General features: G+C 36.5%; 15 protein-coding genes and 1 riboswitch. Of the genes, 13 read left to right on the top strand and 2 right to left on the bottom strand.

Going from position 1 to position 18,365, the window contains the following annotated elements:
• Positions 1–33: 33 nt before the first annotated feature.
• Positions 34–1,353, bottom strand: coding sequence for a hemolysin family protein (locus tag NSQ59_RS25595; protein ID WP_340833013.1), 1,320 nt, complete (start codon positions 1,351–1,353; stop codon positions 34–36).
• A 466-nt stretch (positions 1,354–1,819) separates the two neighbouring features.
• Here NSQ59_RS25595 and NSQ59_RS25590 point away from each other — a divergent pair, with 466 nt between their 5' ends.
• On the top strand, positions 1,820–2,587 hold the full coding sequence (locus tag NSQ59_RS25590; RefSeq protein ID WP_055741368.1) for a hypothetical protein: 768 nt from the start codon (positions 1,820–1,822) through the stop codon (positions 2,585–2,587).
• 94 nt (positions 2,588–2,681) lie between these two features.
• On the opposite strand, the gene NSQ59_RS25585 is transcribed toward NSQ59_RS25590, so the two are convergent.
• Positions 2,682–2,993 (bottom strand): hypothetical protein, encoded by a 312-nt coding sequence (locus NSQ59_RS25585; RefSeq protein WP_126647578.1) that lies wholly within the window; start codon positions 2,991–2,993, stop codon positions 2,682–2,684.
• Positions 2,994–3,050: 57 nt separating this feature from the next.
• Positions 3,051–3,140: riboswitch (guanidine-I (ykkC/yxkD leader) on the bottom strand.
• A gap of 251 nt (positions 3,141–3,391) precedes the next feature.
• On the opposite strand from NSQ59_RS25585, the gene NSQ59_RS25580 reads away from it, so the two are divergent.
• From NSQ59_RS25580 to NSQ59_RS25525, 12 genes are all read left to right on the top strand, one after another.
• Positions 3,392–4,462, top strand: a complete 1,071-nt coding sequence (locus NSQ59_RS25580; RefSeq protein WP_340833012.1) for a D-alanine--D-alanine ligase — start codon at positions 3,392–3,394, stop codon at positions 4,460–4,462.
• A gap of 142 nt (positions 4,463–4,604) precedes the next feature.
• Positions 4,605–5,978 carry a UDP-N-acetylmuramoyl-tripeptide--D-alanyl-D-alanine ligase gene (locus tag NSQ59_RS25575; RefSeq protein WP_126647576.1) on the top strand — a complete coding sequence of 458 codons (1,374 nt, stop codon included), beginning with the start codon at positions 4,605–4,607 and terminating at the stop codon, positions 5,976–5,978.
• Positions 5,979–6,384: 406 nt separating this feature from the next.
• Complete coding sequence (locus tag NSQ59_RS25570) at positions 6,385–7,809, top strand: DEAD/DEAH box helicase (RefSeq protein ID WP_055741363.1); 1,425 nt, start codon at positions 6,385–6,387, stop codon at positions 7,807–7,809.
• 634 nt (positions 7,810–8,443) lie between these two features.
• A complete protein-coding gene (locus tag NSQ59_RS25565) occupies positions 8,444–9,463 on the top strand; it encodes an ABC transporter ATP-binding protein (RefSeq protein ID WP_055741362.1) in 1,020 nt (339 codons plus the stop codon).
• Positions 9,450–10,376, top strand: a complete 927-nt coding sequence (locus tag NSQ59_RS25560) for an ABC transporter ATP-binding protein (RefSeq protein WP_055741361.1) — start codon at positions 9,450–9,452, stop codon at positions 10,374–10,376. The genes NSQ59_RS25565 and NSQ59_RS25560 overlap by 14 nt, the downstream gene beginning before the upstream one ends.
• A gap of 20 nt (positions 10,377–10,396) precedes the next feature.
• A complete protein-coding gene (gene opp4B, locus NSQ59_RS25555; protein WP_055741360.1) occupies positions 10,397–11,365 on the top strand; it encodes an oligopeptide ABC transporter permease in 969 nt (322 codons plus the stop codon).
• A 22-nt stretch (positions 11,366–11,387) separates the two neighbouring features.
• Positions 11,388–12,296 carry an ABC transporter permease gene (locus tag NSQ59_RS25550; RefSeq protein WP_126647575.1) on the top strand — a complete coding sequence of 303 codons (909 nt, stop codon included), beginning with the start codon at positions 11,388–11,390 and terminating at the stop codon, positions 12,294–12,296.
• A gap of 18 nt (positions 12,297–12,314) precedes the next feature.
• Entirely contained in the window at positions 12,315–14,099 is a 1,785-nt protein-coding gene (opp4A, locus tag NSQ59_RS25545; protein WP_340833011.1) for an oligopeptide ABC transporter substrate-binding protein, read from the top strand.
• Between the two features lie 413 nt (positions 14,100–14,512).
• Positions 14,513–15,535 carry an ABC transporter ATP-binding protein gene (locus tag NSQ59_RS25540; RefSeq protein WP_340833010.1) on the top strand — a complete coding sequence of 341 codons (1,023 nt, stop codon included), beginning with the start codon at positions 14,513–14,515 and terminating at the stop codon, positions 15,533–15,535.
• On the top strand, positions 15,522–16,448 hold the full coding sequence (locus NSQ59_RS25535; protein ID WP_055741356.1) for an ABC transporter ATP-binding protein: 927 nt from the start codon (positions 15,522–15,524) through the stop codon (positions 16,446–16,448). The genes NSQ59_RS25540 and NSQ59_RS25535 overlap by 14 nt, the downstream gene beginning before the upstream one ends.
• A gap of 19 nt (positions 16,449–16,467) precedes the next feature.
• Positions 16,468–17,436 carry an oligopeptide ABC transporter permease gene (gene opp4B / locus NSQ59_RS25530; protein ID WP_055741355.1) on the top strand — a complete coding sequence of 323 codons (969 nt, stop codon included), beginning with the start codon at positions 16,468–16,470 and terminating at the stop codon, positions 17,434–17,436.
• A 21-nt stretch (positions 17,437–17,457) separates the two neighbouring features.
• Positions 17,458–18,363 carry an ABC transporter permease gene (locus NSQ59_RS25525; protein ID WP_055741354.1) on the top strand — a complete coding sequence of 302 codons (906 nt, stop codon included), beginning with the start codon at positions 17,458–17,460 and terminating at the stop codon, positions 18,361–18,363.
• Positions 18,364–18,365 lie beyond the last annotated feature (2 nt).

The following is an 18,365-nucleotide window of genomic DNA, read 5'->3' as shown; positions in this document are numbered from 1 at the left end:
TCAACTGAAAAATGCATACAAAAAAAAAGCCTCTTATTCCTCAGAGACTTTTTGAGTGATTGTCTTTTTCTTTACTTCCACATAAAGGACATGAGACTCTTCCATTTCGGATACGATAAACTCACAAGTTGCCGTTTCTATTTTATCCCCTTGTTTTAAATCATATTTTTGGGTGAGCAGCCAACCTCCGATGGTATCTACCTCTTCCTCTGATATTTCAATTCCCAATAAATCATTTACATCTTCAATCAGTACCTTCCCGTCGAAAATGTAATGGTTATCCTCAACTTTTCGGACAAGCGGAATTTCATCCGCATCAAATTCATCGCGAATTTCTCCAACAATCTCCTCTAAAATATCTTCGACTGTAACCATCCCTGCTGTTCCTCCGTATTCATCTAAAAGAATGGCCATATGTGTTCGATCCTTTTGCATTTTCGCTAATAGGTCCTGTATCGGCACTGTTTCGATAAAACGAAGGATGGGGCTAATGTATTTATCGACAGGATCATCCTCCTGGCACTCATTGTAGATGCAGTCGGTTAATAATTCTTTTATATTAATAAGGCCAATAATACTGTCTTTATCTCCATTTGTAACTGGGTAACGCGTATATTTCTCAATCCGGACAATTTCCATAATTTCTTCGAGGGTAGCGTTTTTATCGATACTGACGATTTCCGTTCTCGGAACCATGATTTCCTTTGCAATTCGATTGTCAAATTCAAATATATTGTTTACATATTTATATTCTGATTGATTAATTTCTCCGCTTTTTAAGCTCTCGGAGAGTATGATACGCAGCTCTTCCTCAGAATGTGCCATCTCGTGATCCGGAATGGGCTCAAAGCCGAATAATTTCGTGACAAGACGGGATGACCTATTTAATACCCATATAATAGGGAACATAATTCTGCTAAACCAAACTAATGGTGTTGCAAATGATAAAGCTATCGACTCCGCGTTTTGTATTGCAATGGTTTTAGGAGCTAACTCACCTAACACAACATTTAAAAATGTAATAATTGCGAAGGAAATAATAAATGATAATATATCTTCTACTGAAGTAGGAAGATGTACCATGTGAAATAGTGGCTTTAAAATCTGCTTTATCGTAGGTTCCCCGAGCCAGCCTAATATTAAGGAAACAACGGTAATTCCTAACTGAATAGCTGAAAGAAATCCATCTAGTTTCGATAAAATTTTTTTTACAACCGATGCTTTTTTATGACCTTCCGCAATTAATTGATCAATCCTTGAAGAGCGGACTCTAACATAGGCAAATTCTGCTGAGACAAAAAAAGCGGTGAGAGCAACTAATATAAAGATGATAACGAGTTTAAAAATAGGCATCTTATTGTCCTTTATAAGGCTCTTTTCATAAACAATGTGGCTTTTGCAGACGAAAACCTTATTTCGGCTTCTCTTTAAGAAAAAATACGCCGAAACTAAGTCTGCATAAGGGTTTTATATGAAAACTCCCTTATCCAAAAAGGACAAGCACCTCCTAACATCTAACACATATAATGTTACTTTACCCGAAAAAGGAATCCAAATACCGTTATCTATGATAATAAGTAAATTTATCTCGAGTACATCAGTATAAGAATTTCTTTGTCAATAAGCTGTAATTTTAATGTAATACAAATAAAAAATTAATTTAGGCAAAAATTAATAAGGAAAATTAAAATAAATTTGGTAAAATAAATTGAAACTTAGATTCGAATAATACAGTTTCTTTTGGAAGCTGTTTTTTTTAGGCGTAGCAATTGCGTCTTCGTTTTGGAATTAGGGTTAGAGCTAATCGGAGGGACCTCAATTGAAAAATCATACAGGGAATCGTGACATTATCTATATACATGTGAATTACCCGGATCATTATGCAATATCCGCGGGAATAGAGTTTAAAGAATTTATGGCAGCCATCCCCGAAATATCAAATATGTTACTTCTTCGTCATCAATTTGAGGATGGGAATTATAATTTACATACTTTCTTTGATTATGTGGATAATGAAACGATTCCAAAGCTTGTCAATGATGATGTATATAGATATGGTGATTTTTGTTGGATTGATTTTGAAAATGAAGAAGCATTAAACCTATTAGAGGGCCAGGAGATCGCTGAGCTTTTATATTTGAGTCATTTGAAAAACCACCTTCGCCTGCCTTTTTATCGGAAACTGGATAATCATTTTGCTTATTTAGCACAAGAGGATGGGGTATTTAACAAGACATATTACCGATCATTTGAAGATTTCTATCGTGTACTGGGCACCTCCATTATGAACAAAATGAGCGATAAAACGGAAAAAACGATGTTTGGCAGAAGAAAAAAACAGGAATTTTCCAATGTACCGGTGGAAATTCTCTATCCGTTTATTGAGAACATGAAGGAAGGGATGGTCGTATCCCTGGAAAGAGCAAAATATTCCCGATCTCAAATTGAAATACCAATATGGGTGATTGGTGACTACTATTATATGGATGAAATGCAAGAAGAATATGCAGCTATTGGAAACCGACCAGTTGATGGCAAAATTGTGTATGATCGAAAATTGAAGGAATGGAAATGCTTTATAAAATAGGAACAGCGAAAACGCGTGCAGCTCTAGCGCACGGATAAGTAAAACCGTCTTCGACTGAGATAAAGAAAACCCGCTTTTAAGTAAGAGCGGGTTATTATTTAGAAAACTTTTTCTGTGCCCATGCATCCAATTTCTTAACTTCCTTTTTTCCGAACGTAAATCCATAAATAAGCAGCACCACAATAATTATCGTGAAGATGTCTAGCTTTCTTGTATGGAAAAAATTAATAATCCCCATTATTACTTGAGGAATTACTCCAGTAACAGCAAATAAAACGCTGGCAACTTTAAACCAAAAAGTAGATTTCATTCCGTATCTGGCATAAAAAAGAAAAAAGGTGGATGCCCAAGCTAAAACTTCAAGAGACACTAGGATAATCCACTTATACTCTAATATAAAATTCATGATTTTTCCTCCTTTAAAAAAGCCTGAGAAATATATCGTTCCACATAAAAACGATATATCTCCCAGGCTTTTTCCCTTCCGTGTTACAAGCTTTCCCTCGGACCAGCTAGTTAAACATAATACTACGGAACCCAAGAAAGCCTTCTATGAATGGAACAACAGTTTACCAAAAGTATTCCAAAAAATCCAGAAAAGAAATTGGAAACAATTTCGCCTAGAACAAAAGGATGAAATCAAGGAAAAGAGGATGAAATACGACCTCATATAGGTTAATATTAATACCGAAGAAGGAGTCGTAATGGAAGATTTCACCGAAGTGTACATTTTTACATATGATATTTCTAGGCAAATGTCATGACTTTTAAAATATAAAGCGAGAGAATAACTGGAGGATTTTTATGAAAACAAAGCTTTGTTTATTATATGGAGGAAAATCCGCTGAACATCAAGTTTCTTTACAAACAGCTAAGGCTGTTATTCAAGCATTAAGCTTAGAAAAATTTGAAATCCATCCTATTTATATAACGACAGATGGACAATGGGTGAAAGGACCCATATTAACACAAGCTGTGGAAAGTGTGCAGGCATTACAATTCACAAAGGGTGATGAAATTGTTCCTAATGCCATGATGTCAGCTTTAACCCCTAATGAGAATACTGGATATGATGTTGTATTTCCACTTTTGCATGGACCAAATGGAGAAGATGGAACCGTTCAGGGGATGCTGGAATTATTGAATCTTCCATATGTAGGAAACGGTGTTCTTGCATCAGCCGCTGGAATGGATAAAGTGATCATGAAAAATATTTTTGCACAGGCTGGTCTTCCGCAAGTGAAGTATGTTTGGTCATTAAGAAGTACATGGAAAGCTGATCCTCATTCTGCTTACCGATATGTGGAGGAGGAACTCGGATACCCATGCTTCGTCAAACCCGCTAATCTTGGATCGAGTGTAGGAATTAGTAAATGCACAAACAGAGAAGAATTGGAAGCGGCTTATAAGGAAGCATTCCAATTTGACCGCAAAATTATTATAGAGGAAGGTATTATCGCCCGTGAAATTGAGATTGGTGTTCTAGGAAATGACCATCCAGAATGCTCAGTAGCAGGTGAAATTTTACCAAAAACAGCGTTTTATGACTATAAAGCGAAATATGAAGATGGAGACACGGCTTTGATTATCCCTGCTGAAATTTCGGAAACGGTATATGCAAAGATGTCTGATATAGCGAAAATGGCTTTTAAGGCACTCGACTGTTCCGGTTTAGTTCGTGCTGATTTTTTTGTTTCAGACGAGGGAAAAGTGTTAATAAATGAAGTAAACACGATGCCAGGCTTTACTCCAGTAAGTATGTTTCCACTTCTATGGAAGCATAGTGGTGTAGAATATCCAGAACTAATTGAGCGTCTTATCCAATTAGCTCTGGAACGTTACGAAGAAAAGCAAAAAATAAAGTATACTTTTTAAAATTATTCAGTCTAGGTCAGCTACAGCGCTTATCGGCAAGCCGATGAACAAGGCGCTTGCGCTTTTCTAGCAGGGATCACGTTTTCGTGATTTCCATTTACTTTAAATCGTGGTGGAAAGATCAAATTGGAGGCACGCAATAATGATGAAGCGTACAGTCAAGCAAATAGCAAATATGATAAAAATAGAAAATGATATAACCGATTTTCAAGATAAAGTAATTATCGGTGCTTGCATCGATACAAGAGCCATTCAAAAGGGAAACTTATATGTACCGTTGAAAGGAAGATTTGTGGATGGACACCAATTTGTAGAAACAGCTATCCAAAATGGGGCAGGAGCTTCCTTTTGGCAAAAAGATATGCCTAATCCGCCTGAAGGCTTGCCTCTTTTAGTAGTAGAGGATGTTTTAACAGCTCTTCAAGAATTAGCTCGTGTTTACCTGCAGGAATTAGATATAAAAGTAGTTGGCGTTACCGGAAGCAATGGGAAAACGACCACAAAAGATATGGTTGCCAGTGTTTTAAGTCAAAAGTTTAAAGTACAAAAAACAATTGGAAATTATAATGGACGCGAAGGCTTGCCGCTAACTGTTTTATCCTTAAAGGAAGATACAGAGGTAGCAGTTCTTGAAATGGGCATGAGTGCTAGAGGAGAAATTGAGTTTTTAACGAAGCTTGCCCGCCCGGATATTGCCATCATTACTAATATTGGAGAAGCACATTTGCAGGATTTGGGTTCACGGGAAGCAATAGCAGATGCAAAAATGGAGATTGTTCAAGGCTTGTCACCGGACGGATTATTTATCTATATGGGAGACGAGCCATTATTGAAGGAAAGGGTACAAGACCATACGCATCTGCGCATGCAAACATTTGGGAAAAATAATGAAAACGACATTTACCCTATTGCGATAAACCAAGAAGAAACAGGGAGTACTTATTCTGTTAATTTAGCTCCAGATCAGCCATTATATATACCGGTTTTAGGAGAGTACAATGTGCTGAATTCCCTAGCTGCCATCCTTACTGGCAGGGAACTTGGATTAACCATAGAAGAAATAAAGGCTGGTTTATCTTCTGTAAAGCTAACAGCAATGAGGATGGAAATGCTGGATGGAATGAATGGGATTAAAGTTATTAATGATGCATACAATGCAAGCCCAACTTCTATGAAAGCGGCCTTAAATTTGATAATGGATCTTGATAAAAAAAGAGAAAAAATCGTTGTGCTTGGAGATATGCTGGAGTTGGGAGAGGAAGAAAAGGAATTTCACCAAGAAATTGGACGCTTCCTTCAGTCTTCCAAAATTAAATATGTTTTTACTTATGGTGAACTTGGGTATTATATTGCAGAGGAAGCACATAAACAATTTGGCGCTGATCGGGTGTTTTCGTTTACAGATAAAAAAGAATTAATTCAATCTATAATATCCCATATAAAAGGGAACGAACTTGTTCTTGTGAAAGCTTCTAGAGGAATGCAATTGGAAGAAGTGGTTACTGCCTTAACGTAAGAAAAGCGGAATTGCTTTAGTCATCCGCTAGCCTATAGGTGCTTGAGCTAAGCAGAGATTAAACTTAATAAATAATTTATTTTGGCAATAAACTTTCACTTCCAACCCAGATCCTCTAAAGGTATACGAATGGATTGATTTTGTTAAACTAAAAATAATTGCCCCCTCTTTAAAATGGTTAAGGAAGAACGATGAATTGGCAAAAGGAGTAAGTCAAGACTGCTTCTTATGGGTTCCATTGACATTGAAATCTCTATTTATTAATGGTACCATATATAGTATCGTTTACACTTTTTGCCGTAAAACAAAAGAGATAGAAATGTCTTTTTTTTTGAAAATAGAATCGGGTGTAACCCGAGGGGGTTAATATGGCCCTGTTAAGTGTCTAGAAGGAGAATGAGAAGCATTGACGAAGTTTTCAGAATTAGAGTTAAGCCCATCACTAATAAAATCAGTGAGAAGAATGGGTTTTGAAGAAGCAACACCGATACAAGCGAAAACAATTCCACTAAGCTTAAAAGGTATCGATATTATCGGTCAAGCACAAACGGGAACCGGAAAAACAGCAGCATTTGGAATCCCGCTCATCGAAAAAATTGATACCAAAAACCCTAATATTCAAGGAATTATTATTGCTCCAACACGTGAACTTGCAATTCAAGTATCCGAAGAACTATATAAAATTGGTTATGATACTAGAACACGTGTATTAGCTGTTTATGGTGGTCAGGATATCGGTAGACAGATAAAAGCGTTGAAGAAGGGACCACATATTATTGTTGGAACACCTGGAAGAATTCTTGATCATATTAATCGCCGTACATTGAAATTGGACCAAGTTCATACATTGATTCTTGATGAGGCAGATGAAATGTTGAATATGGGATTCATCGATGATATTGAAGCTATTCTTTCAAGTGTACCAGAAGATCGACAAACACTGCTTTTTTCTGCTACAATGCCAGATCCAATTCGCAGAATAGCTGAAAGATTTATGAAAAACCCTGAAACAATTAGAGTAAAAACAAAAGAGATGACTGTACCGCTTATTGAACAATATTTTGTAAAGGTTTATGAGCGGGAAAAATTTGATGTGCTTTCACGTCTAATTGATGTGCAATCACCAGAGCTTGCTATTGTATTCGGTCGTACAAAAAGACGAGTGGATGAATTAGCAAATGCCCTAAATCTTCGAGGTTATATTGCAGAAGGTATTCATGGTGATTTAAGCCAAGCAAAACGTCTTTCTGTATTAAGAAAGTTTAAAGAAGGTAAAGTAGATGTGTTGGTAGCAACGGATGTAGCAGCTAGAGGGCTTGATATTTCCGGTGTTACACATGTATACAATTATGATATTCCTCAAGATCCAGAGTCTTACGTACATCGTATTGGCCGAACTGGCCGGGCAGGCAAAGAAGGTATGGCTATTACTTTTGTTAGTCCTCGTGAAATGGGATATTTGAAAACGGTAGAGCAAACAACGAAAAAACGCATGATGCCTATGCGTCCGCCATCCATTGACGAAGCATTTGAAGGACAACAACGTGTTTCCATGGATAAAATTAATGAAATATTAAGAGAGGGCAGTCTTGATCAATATGTTAACGTTGCGAAAGAGTTACTGGAAGGAAATGATCCAGTAATGGTTACTGCAGCAGCTTTAAAACTTATGACAAAAGAGCCTGATAATACACCAGTTCATATTACGGAAGAACGTCCTTTGCCAATGAAAAAGGATTCCCAAAAATCTTCTTATCGCAGAGGGAAACAGTCATCTTCTTCCTATGCTAATAAAAACAGAAAGCCAAAAAGGGCTGGAAGACGACCATAATATTATTGAAATAGTAAATTTAAATTAACCAGAACGGGGCCTAAAAAAGGGTAAGCGATTGGATAAACTGGTTAGAACAAATGCGAAAAGGGGCTATTCATCAACGTACAAACTGTAGGGATTCGACTAAGATAAAAAAACACAGCAAGTGTTCACGAGCTGATGTTGACCTTATTATAGGCGGAAAACCGGAAGTTTGTACATCGATAGCCACTGAAGCTAAACATAGCAACAATATCGAAATAGGATATCATTGAATAAATACTCCTTATTTAGTATAAGGGGTATTTTTTTATTGAGAAGTTGTCTTCTAACAGTACTGGTAATTTTTTCGACATAATTTTCATAAATACAATAACAAATTATTTTCTTTGAATAATAACTAATTAGAATATTCCTACTATTAAATGATAAAAAATTATTCTGATAATTATGAATCCGAAAAAATAAATGCCATTAATTTAAGTCCACCAAGGAGTCCGACCTAAAAAGCAAAATTAAAAATTATATAAAAAAAATAATTGTATTGACTATTCGAATATATCAATCTATACTTTGAAATATAAACTTAATGAAATTTTAACGAAATTCAACAAATTTCGACATATAGGTTTCTTAGTAAGGGGGATTCATATTGGGTAATCAACCACTTTTACAAGTTGAAGATTTACGTACTTCATTTCGAATACAAGACGATTACCATGCTGCGGTAGATGGTGTTACTTTAACGGTTAATGAAAATGAAGTCGTTGCAATTGTAGGTGAGTCAGGATGCGGCAAGAGTGCATTTGCTCTTTCGGTTATGGGACTGCATCCGGAAGGAAGAACAAAGCTAGAGGGAAATGTTAACTTCAATGGACGAAACCTGCTTTCGTTGTCAACAGCAGAAATGAATAAGGTGCGCGGAAAGGATATTGGGATGATCTTTCAGGATCCTCTTACTGCCCTAAATCCATTAATGACTTGCGGAAAGCAAATTGAAGAAAGCATGAACTATCATACAAAATTATCATCCTCAGAAATTAAAGCAAAGGCATTAGAACTCCTAAAAAAAGTTGGGATTCCTAATCCTGAACGAACTTATAAGCAATATCCTCACGAATTATCAGGTGGAATGCGTCAACGTGTTGTTATTGCAATTGCAATTGCATGTGATCCGTCTCTTGTCATTGCGGATGAACCGACTACCGCACTGGATGTAACTATTCAAGCCCAAATAATGGACTTGTTAAAGGACCTTCAGAAGCAAATGAAAACTGGAATCATCCTTATTACACATGATCTTGGGGTTGTCGCCGAAATGGCGGATCGAGTTGCTGTTATGTATGCTGGGGAAATTGTGGAACTGGCGGATGTAAAGACATTATTTAAAAATCCACTTCATCCATATACACGTTCCTTATTAAATTCTATCCCATCCACAACTTCAGGGAATGATCGCTTACATGTTATTAAAGGTATCGTTCCATCATTACAAAAACTTCCGAGACAAGGCTGCCGTTTTAAAGCCCGTATAGATTGGGTAGATGAGCATGAACATGAAGAAAATCCAATTTTGCGAGAAGTTGAACCAAATCATTTTGTTCGCTGCACATGTTATAAAAATTTTCACTTTCCAGAAAATATAGGGGACATGAACAATGACATTTCTTAAAGTTAATAATCTCAAAGTCTATTATCCAATTCGAGGTGGTTTTTTCAGAAGAGTCGTTGACCATGTGAAAGCGGTAGACGATATTAGTTTTGAATTAAAACCCGGAGAGACATATGGACTCGTTGGAGAGTCAGGATGCGGGAAAACAACAACCGGACGAACTCTTATTGGGCTTAATAAAGCGACATCCGGTGAAATTCTTTTTGAAAATAAAGATCTTACAAAATTAAGCAGAAAAGAATTTCATAATATACGCCGTGATGTTCAAATGATTTTCCAGGATCCTTATTCTTCCTTAAATCCAAGAAAACGTGTTTTGGATATTATTGCAGAGCCATTACGTAATTTTGAAAAATTATCAAAAGCAGATGAAAAGGACAAAGTAGCGTACTACATTGAGAAAGTTGGTTTGAACGCAGAATCCATTTATAAGTATCCTCATGAGTTCTCAGGTGGACAACGACAGCGGATTGGGATTGCAAGAGCTTTAACTCTAAAACCAAAACTAATTATTGCCGATGAGCCTGTTTCAGCACTGGACGTTTCCGTACAAGCACAGGTGTTGAACTTTATGCAGGATATCCAAAAGGAATTTAATTTAACATACTTATTTATCAGTCATGACTTAGGAATCATTCAACATATGTGTGATCGTATTGGCATTATGTATCGCGGTCAATTTGTGGAAGAAGGAACAAGTAGTGAAATCTATGCAAATCCGCAACATATTTATACGAAACGTTTGATTTCTGCTATACCGGATATTAATCCTGAAAACAGAGAAAGACAAACAGAGCTTCGCCAGGAAGTAAATGCAGAGTATAAGAATTCGTATGATAAATATTTTAATGCTGAGGGCAAAGTACACAAACTGAAAGCTATTTCTGATACACACTTTGTTGCACTGCCATAAAGAGAGGGGACCCGTAAAAAATGTTGAAGTTTATATTACGAAGAGTTTTAATCATGATCCCTCAGTTATTTATTTTAAGTATTCTCATCTTTGCATTAGCGAAGGCTATGCCGGGAGATGCGTTAACAGGACAATTGGCAAGTAATCCAAAAATGGACGCACAAACTTTGCATGAATTGAAGGATAAGCTAGGTTTGCTTGATCCTCCGTATGTCCAATATGGAAGATGGATTAAAGGATTATTGCATGGGGATCTAGGTATGTCTGTTATGCACCAAGTGCCGGTAACAGAATTAATAGCAGGGAGAATATGGAATACCATTCTTTTATCTGCTGCAATTTTAATTCTGAGTTACCTCATAGCAATCCCACTAGGAATTGTTGGCGGTAGATGGACTGACTCATGGGCAGACAAAGCGATTGTTGGTTATAATTACTTAACTTATGCGACACCGTTATTTATTTTTGGCTTACTTGTACTATTTGTGTTTGGGTTTGTACTCGGATGGTTTCCGACAAGTGGAAGTGTAGATATCCGGGTGGAGAATGGTACGTTTGCTTATTGGATGAGTAAGTTAAATCATATTATTTTACCTGCTTTCTCAGGAGCAATAATTAGTACAGGTGTTACCATTCAATACTTGCGTAATGAAATTATTGATACAAAAATTAAGGACTTTGTGAAAACTGCAAGAGCAAAAGGGGTTAATGAATCGAAAGTTTATTCACGTCATATTTTAAGAAATTCCTTATTACCGATTGCGGCATTTCTAGGATATGAAATTACTGGTTTAATCGGCGGTTCTGTATTTTTGGAGTCCATTTACGGCTATCCTGGAATTGGACAGTTATTTATAGCCTCTATCTCACAACGTGATTTCAGTGTTGTTACAGCTCTTGTTATGATATCTGGACTAGCTACATTAATCGGAACCTTACTTTCAGATATTATTTTAAGTGCTGTGGATCCACGTATCAGAATTGATTAACAAGTGAGAGGGGAGGAAAATCATGAAAGCGGAAGCTATTAATCCAACAGAAGTAAAAGTAAAGAAGGCTAAAAAAATTAGTGCTTTGTCCATTATGATGAGAGAAATCGTAAAGGATAAACTTGCTCTTTTTTCATTAATTTTATTAGCTGTCATCTTAATTATTGTATATGGTGCGGCACTTCTACTAGATCAAGATAAAATCGTAACCGTTGATTTATTATCGATTTATTCACCTCCATCTGCTGAACATTTATTAGGTACAGATTATGGAGGCAGAGATATATTAGGGCAACTAATTATTGGGGCCAAAAACTCATTTACTATTGGTTTATGTATAACATTGTTAACTGGTATCATCGGACTTTGTGTCGGTCTATGTGCAGGTTATTTCGGTGGGAAAGTTGATAATATTATTATGCGTATTATTGATTTTATTATTATCTTGCCTACATTAATGTTAATTATCGTCTTTGTTACTATCGCACCAAAATATAATGTTTACACATTTGTATTAATAATGAGTGCTTTTTATTGGACAGGAAAAGCAAGATTAATTCGTTCCAAAACTCTTGCTGAACGCGAGCTTGATTATGTTCAGGCTTCGAAAACATTGGGAACACCAAACTGGAAAATTATTTTCCGTGAAGTGCTGCCAAACTTAAGCTCTATCATTATCGTTAACTTAACTTTAAACCTTGCTGGAAATATTGGAATCGAGTCAGGTTTAACTTATCTAGGATTTGGTTTGCCTGAAAGTACACCAAGTTTGGGTACTCTTGTAAGCTACGCGTCCAATCCGGATGTTCTACAAAATAAATGGTGGATTTGGTTACCCGCATCAATACTAATTCTAGTTATGATGCTGTGTATAAATTTCATCGGTCAAGCGTTAAAGCGTGCAGCCGATGCAAGACAAAGATTAGGTTAAAAAGGGAGGAAAATAAGGATGAAGAAACAGAAACATCTATTCAAGTTCATGAGTCTTATCGTTGTCCTTGGTTTGCTGTTATCTGCGTGTGGCAGTAAATCAAGCAGCGGGGGCTCATCGGGATCTTCTTCTAAGCCAAAGGAAGACATCAGCAAATTCCCGTTGGTAGTAAAGAATGACAAGAGTGCAGTGGCTGATGGAAGCCTAAATTATGCATTAGTTTCAGATACTCCATTTGAAGGTACTCTGAACCGTGCATTTTATCAAGGTAATCCAGACGCAGAAGTAATGCAATTCTTTGATGAACCATTATTCTCAAATAACGGTGACTATGAGTATACAAATGATGGTGCTGCATCATATGAACTGTCAAATGAAAATAAAACCATCACTGTAACAATTAAAGACAATGTTAACTGGTCTGATGGAAAACCTGTTACTGCTGAAGACTACAAATATTCTTTCTTAGTAATCGGCAGCAAAGATTACACTGGTGTTCGCTACGGTGACGCTATCATCCAAAGCATCGTTGGTATGAAAGATTACCATGCTGGAAAAGCAAAAGATATTTCTGGTATTAAAATTCTTGGTGAGAAAAAGCTTTCTATCACATTTACAGAAGCTAACCCATCTTTATTGACTGGTCTATGGCCATATGCAATGCCTAAGCATTACCTTGGCGATGTTCCTATTAAAGATCTTGCAAAATCTGATAAAATTCATAAAAATCCAATTGGTTTTGGACCGTTCAAAATTAAAAAGATTGTACCAGGTGAATCTGTAGAGTTCGTTCGTAACGATGATTACTATGCAGGAAAACCTAAGTTACAGAGCTTGGTTCTAAAAGTAGTTAACCCTAAAGTTATCTTGCAATCACTTAAAAAAGGCGATGTTGATATTGCAGAATTCCCTGTAGATCAATATCCTGCAGCAAAAGGATCTAAAAACTTCCAATTCGTTGGTACAGTTGATTTAGCTTATAGCTACATTGGATTCAAATTAGGACATTGGGATGCTAAAAAAGGTGTTAACGTAATGGATAACCCTAAATTTGCTGACAAGCGTTTACGCCAAGCTATGGCATATGCTTTAGACGAAAAATCTGTTGGAGAAAAAATTTACAATGGATTACGTTTTCCAGCTACTGGTTTAATCCCACCTTCATTTGCTAGCTGGTACAGCAAGGATACAAATCCAGTTGGATTTGATCCGGCAAAAGCGAAAAAATTACTAGACGAAGCTGGCTACAAAGATGTTGATGGCGATGGTCTTCGTGAAGATCCAAAAGGAAAGAAATTCCATATTAATTTCTTATCTATGAGTGGTGGAGATACCGCTGAACCACTTGCAAAATTCTATATGCAATGCTGGAAAAATGTTGGTTTAGATGTTTCTCTTGTTGATGGACGTCTAGCAGAATTCAACTCATTCTATAAAATGATTCAAGAAGATGATCCAAAAGTAGATGTGTTCGCAGCTGCTTGGGGTACTGGTACTGACGTAGATCCGTACGGATTATACGGAAGAGATGTTCCATTTAACTACTCTCACTTTGTAAGCGAGAAAAACGATCAATTATTAGCGGATGGTCATTCAGTAAAAGCATTTGATCATGATTATCGCCAAAAAGTTTATGTTGAATGGCAAAAATATATGAATGATGAAATGCCAGTAATCCCTACACTATTCCGTTCTGCCATTACTGCAGCTAATAATCGAGTAGTAGGATATTCAGTTGATCCAGCTGCACAACACGTTTGGATGAATGTAGGCGTATCAAGCAAAACACCAGATGTTGAATAATCGTAGGACAAAGGAAGATCCCAAGTTGGGGTCTTCTTTTTTTGTGCTTTTATAAAGAACAATATTTACATTTTAAATATAGAGGATATGTGGGTTTTTAAAATTCTACTAGTTTGAAATTGTAGTGTTCGTTATAAAAAATATTAGTCTCGCATAGCACTTTATAGAAAATTTAAATTATTTAAGAGGAAAGTACTACTGATTAATTAGTAAAAATCCATATTTATCAACGGGCCATAGGGTGTATAGGTAAAAATACTCAGTAAAAAAGTTTAATTTGAAAATTATATAAATAAAAAAACTATATTGACTATTCAAATATATCAATCTATAATTTGGTTAATGAATTTAATCAAATTTTAATAAAATTTTAAATTTTGACATCAAGGTTTTATTGTTAAGGGGGATTAATATTGGAGAATCAACCACTTTTGCAATTACAAAACCTACGTACTTCCTTTCGTATACAAGATGAATATTTTGCTGCAGTGGATGACGTTACATTAACGGTCAATGAAAACGAAGTGGTTGCAATTGTAGGGGAGTCCGGATGCGGAAAAAGTGCACTAGCTCTGTCAGTCATGGGATTACATCCAGCTGGAAGAACGAAATTAGAAGGCAATGTTAACTTTAATGGTCGAAATCTTCTTTCATTGTCAACGGGGGAAATGAATAAGATTCGGGGAAAGGATATTGGCATGATCTTTCAGGATCCGCTTACTGCCCTAAATCCATTAATGACCTGCGGAAAACAAATTGAAGAGAGTATGACTTACCATACAAAACTTTCAAGCTCGGAAATTAAAGCAAGAGCGCTTGAACTTTTAAAAAAAGTCGGAATTCCTAATCCGGAAAGAACATACAAACAATATCCTCACGAGTTATCTGGCGGGATGCGTCAACGTGTTGTTATAGCAATTGCTATTTCGTGTGATCCATCACTGGTCATTGCAGATGAACCGACTACAGCATTGGATGTGACGATACAAGCCCAAATAATGGACTTATTGAAAGAGCTTCAAAAACAAATGAAGACAGGTATTATTCTTATCACCCATGACCTTGGGGTTGTTGCAGAAATGGCAGACAAAGTGGCAGTTATGTATGCTGGTGAAGTGGTGGAATTGGCTGATGTAAATACGTTGTTTAAGAACCCTTTACATCCTTATACAAGATCACTGCTTAACTCTATTCCATCTACTACCACTGCAAAGGGTAGATTGCATGTGATTCAAGGGATTGTACCATCTCTGCAAAAATTGCCAAGACAAGGCTGCCGATTTAAAGAACGTATTCAGTGGATGCCTGACCATGAGCATGAAGAAAATCCTGTTTTGCGTGAAGTAGAACCAAATCATTTTGTGCGCTGCACATGTTATAAGAACTTTGACTTTCCGCAAAACGACATAGGAGATCTTAACTATGACATTTCTTAAAATTAATAATCTAAAAGTTTATTATCCAATCCGCGGGGGATTCTTTCGAAGAGTAGTCGATCATGTAAAAGCGGTTGACGATGTCAGCTTCGAATTAAAACAAGGAGAAACATACGGATTGGTTGGAGAATCAGGATGTGGGAAAACAACGACGGGCCGTACTATTATTGGGCTAAATAAAGCTACCTCCGGTGAAATAATTTTCGAGGGTCAAGATTTGACAAAGCTTAGTCGTCGAGCCTTTCATAATCATCGCCAAGATATACAAATGATTTTTCAAGATCCTTATTCTTCATTGAATCCGAGAAAACGGGTATTAGATATCGTCGCGGAGCCGTTGCGGAATTTTGAGAAATTATCGGCTGCGGAAGAGAAAGAAAAGGTTGAGTATTATATTGAAAAAGTAGGGTTAAACCCTGAATCCATTTATAAATATCCTCATGAGTTTTCTGGAGGGCAACGGCAAAGGATTGGGATTGCCCGCGCGCTGACGTTAAAACCAAAACTAATTATCGCAGACGAGCCTGTATCTGCATTGGATGTTTCCGTCCAAGCGCAAGTGTTGAACTTTATGCAGGATATTCAAAAGGAATTTAATTTAACATACTTATTTATCAGTCATGATTTAGGCATTATTCAACATATGTGTGACCGGATTGGAATTATGTATCACGGACAATTTGTGGAGGAAGGAACTAGTGAAGAAATTTACTCGAACCCACAGCATATTTATACAAAACGATTAATATCTGCAATTCCAGATATTAATCCGGAAAATAGAGAAAAACAAGTCGAACTTCGCCGAGAAGTGAATGCAGAGTATAAAAATTCATATGATAAATATTTTAATGCCGAGGGTAAAGTACACAAGCTAAAAGCAATTTCCGATACCCACTCAGTGGCACTACCGTAGAGAGGGGACCAATCAAAAAATGTTGAAATTTATATTGCGAAGATTCTTAATTATGATCCCTCAATTATTTATTTTAAGTATTCTTATTTTTGCTTTGGCAAAGGCGATGCCTGGTGATGCGTTAACAGGACAATTAGCAAGCAGTCCAAAAATGGACCCGCAAACCTTACATGAATTGAAGGAGAAGCTGGGATTGCTTGATCCTCCATATGTCCAATACGGAAGATGGATGAAAGGATTAGTACAAGGGGATCTGGGAATGTCTATTATCCATCAAGTTCCTGTAACACAATTATTAGAAGGAAGAATCTGGAACACAATTCTTTTATCGGCTGGAGTGCTAATTTTAAGTTATCTTATCTCCATCCCTCTTGGAATTGTAGGAGGAAGATGGACAGATTCATGGGCTGATAAACTAATTGTCGGTTATAACTATTTAACTTTTGCCACACCACTTTTCATTTTTGCATTATTGGTATTATTCATATTTGGTTTTGTCCTCGGATGGTTTCCGACAAGTGGAAGTGTAGATATCCGAGTGGAAAATGGTACATTTGCCTATTGGATGAGTAAGTTAAATCATCTTATTCTACCATCTTTTTCAGGAGCCATAATTAGTACAACCGTAACGATTCAATATTTACGAAATGAAATCATTGATACGAAAATCAAGGATTTTGTAAAAACCGCTAGAGCAAAAGGAGTTCATGAATCAAAGGTTTATACGAACCATATTTTAAGGAATTCCCTCCTACCTATAGCGGCGTTTCTAGGATATGAAATTACGGGATTAATTAGCGGATCCGTCTTCTTGGAATCTATTTTTGGTTATCCGGGGATTGGGCAATTATTTGTTTCCTCTATCTCGCAGCGTGATTTCAGTGTCGTCACAGCTCTCGTTATGATATCTGGATTTGCTACCTTAGTAGGTACATTATTGTCAGATATTATCTTAAGTGCTGTAGACCCACGAATCAGAATTGAGTAACAGGTATGGAGGGAGACAAATATGAAAGCTGAGATTGTTAATCCGAAGCTGAAAATAGGGAAGCCGAAAAATGTTGGGGTTTTATCCGTCATGTGGCGGGAAATCATCAAAGATAAAATTGCGTTAGCTTCACTAATTCTACTAGGAATTATTGTAATTATCGTTTATGGAGCAGCGCTCTTATTAAATCAAGATAAAATTGTTACAGTCGATTTACTATCCATATACTCTCCTCCATCAGCAGAACATTTATTAGGAACTGATTATGGTGGCAGGGATATATTAGGACAATTAATTATCGGAGCCAAAAACTCCTTTACCATTGGATTATGCATCACATTATTAACAGGAATTATCGGCCTTTGTGTAGGATTATGTGCAGGCTATTTCGGCGGTAAGGTTGATAATATTATTATGCGGATTATTGATTTTATCATAATCTTGCCAACATTAATGTTAATTATCGTATTTGTAACAATCGCACCAAAATATAATGTTTACACTTTTATTTTGATAATGAGTGCTTTTTATTGGACTGGAAAAGCAAGGTTAATTCGTTCGAAAACCCTTGCTGAACGAGAGCTTGATTATGTTCATGCTTCCAGAACATTGGGAACACCACATCGGAAAATTATTTTTCGCGAAATATTGCCAAATTTAAGCTCTATTATCATTGTTAACTTAACATTGAACCTTGCTGGAAACATTGGAATCGAGTCAGGTTTAACCTATTTAGGATTTGGATTGCCGGAAAGCACCCCAAGCTTGGGTACTCTCGTCAGTTACGCATCCAATCCAGATGTGCTTCAAAATAAATGGTGGATTTGGTTACCTGCTTCATTACTAATTCTAGTAATGATGCTGTGTATAAATTTTATCGGTCAAGCGCTAAAGCGTGCAGCCGATGCAAGACAAAGATTAGGATAATA

It is taken from the genome of Margalitia sp. FSL K6-0131 (assembly GCF_038008735.1).
In the GTDB taxonomy this organism is placed as follows: domain Bacteria; phylum Bacillota; class Bacilli; order Bacillales; family Bacillaceae_C; genus Margalitia; species Margalitia shackletonii.
This window is presented reverse-complemented; position numbering and strand designations above follow the sequence as displayed.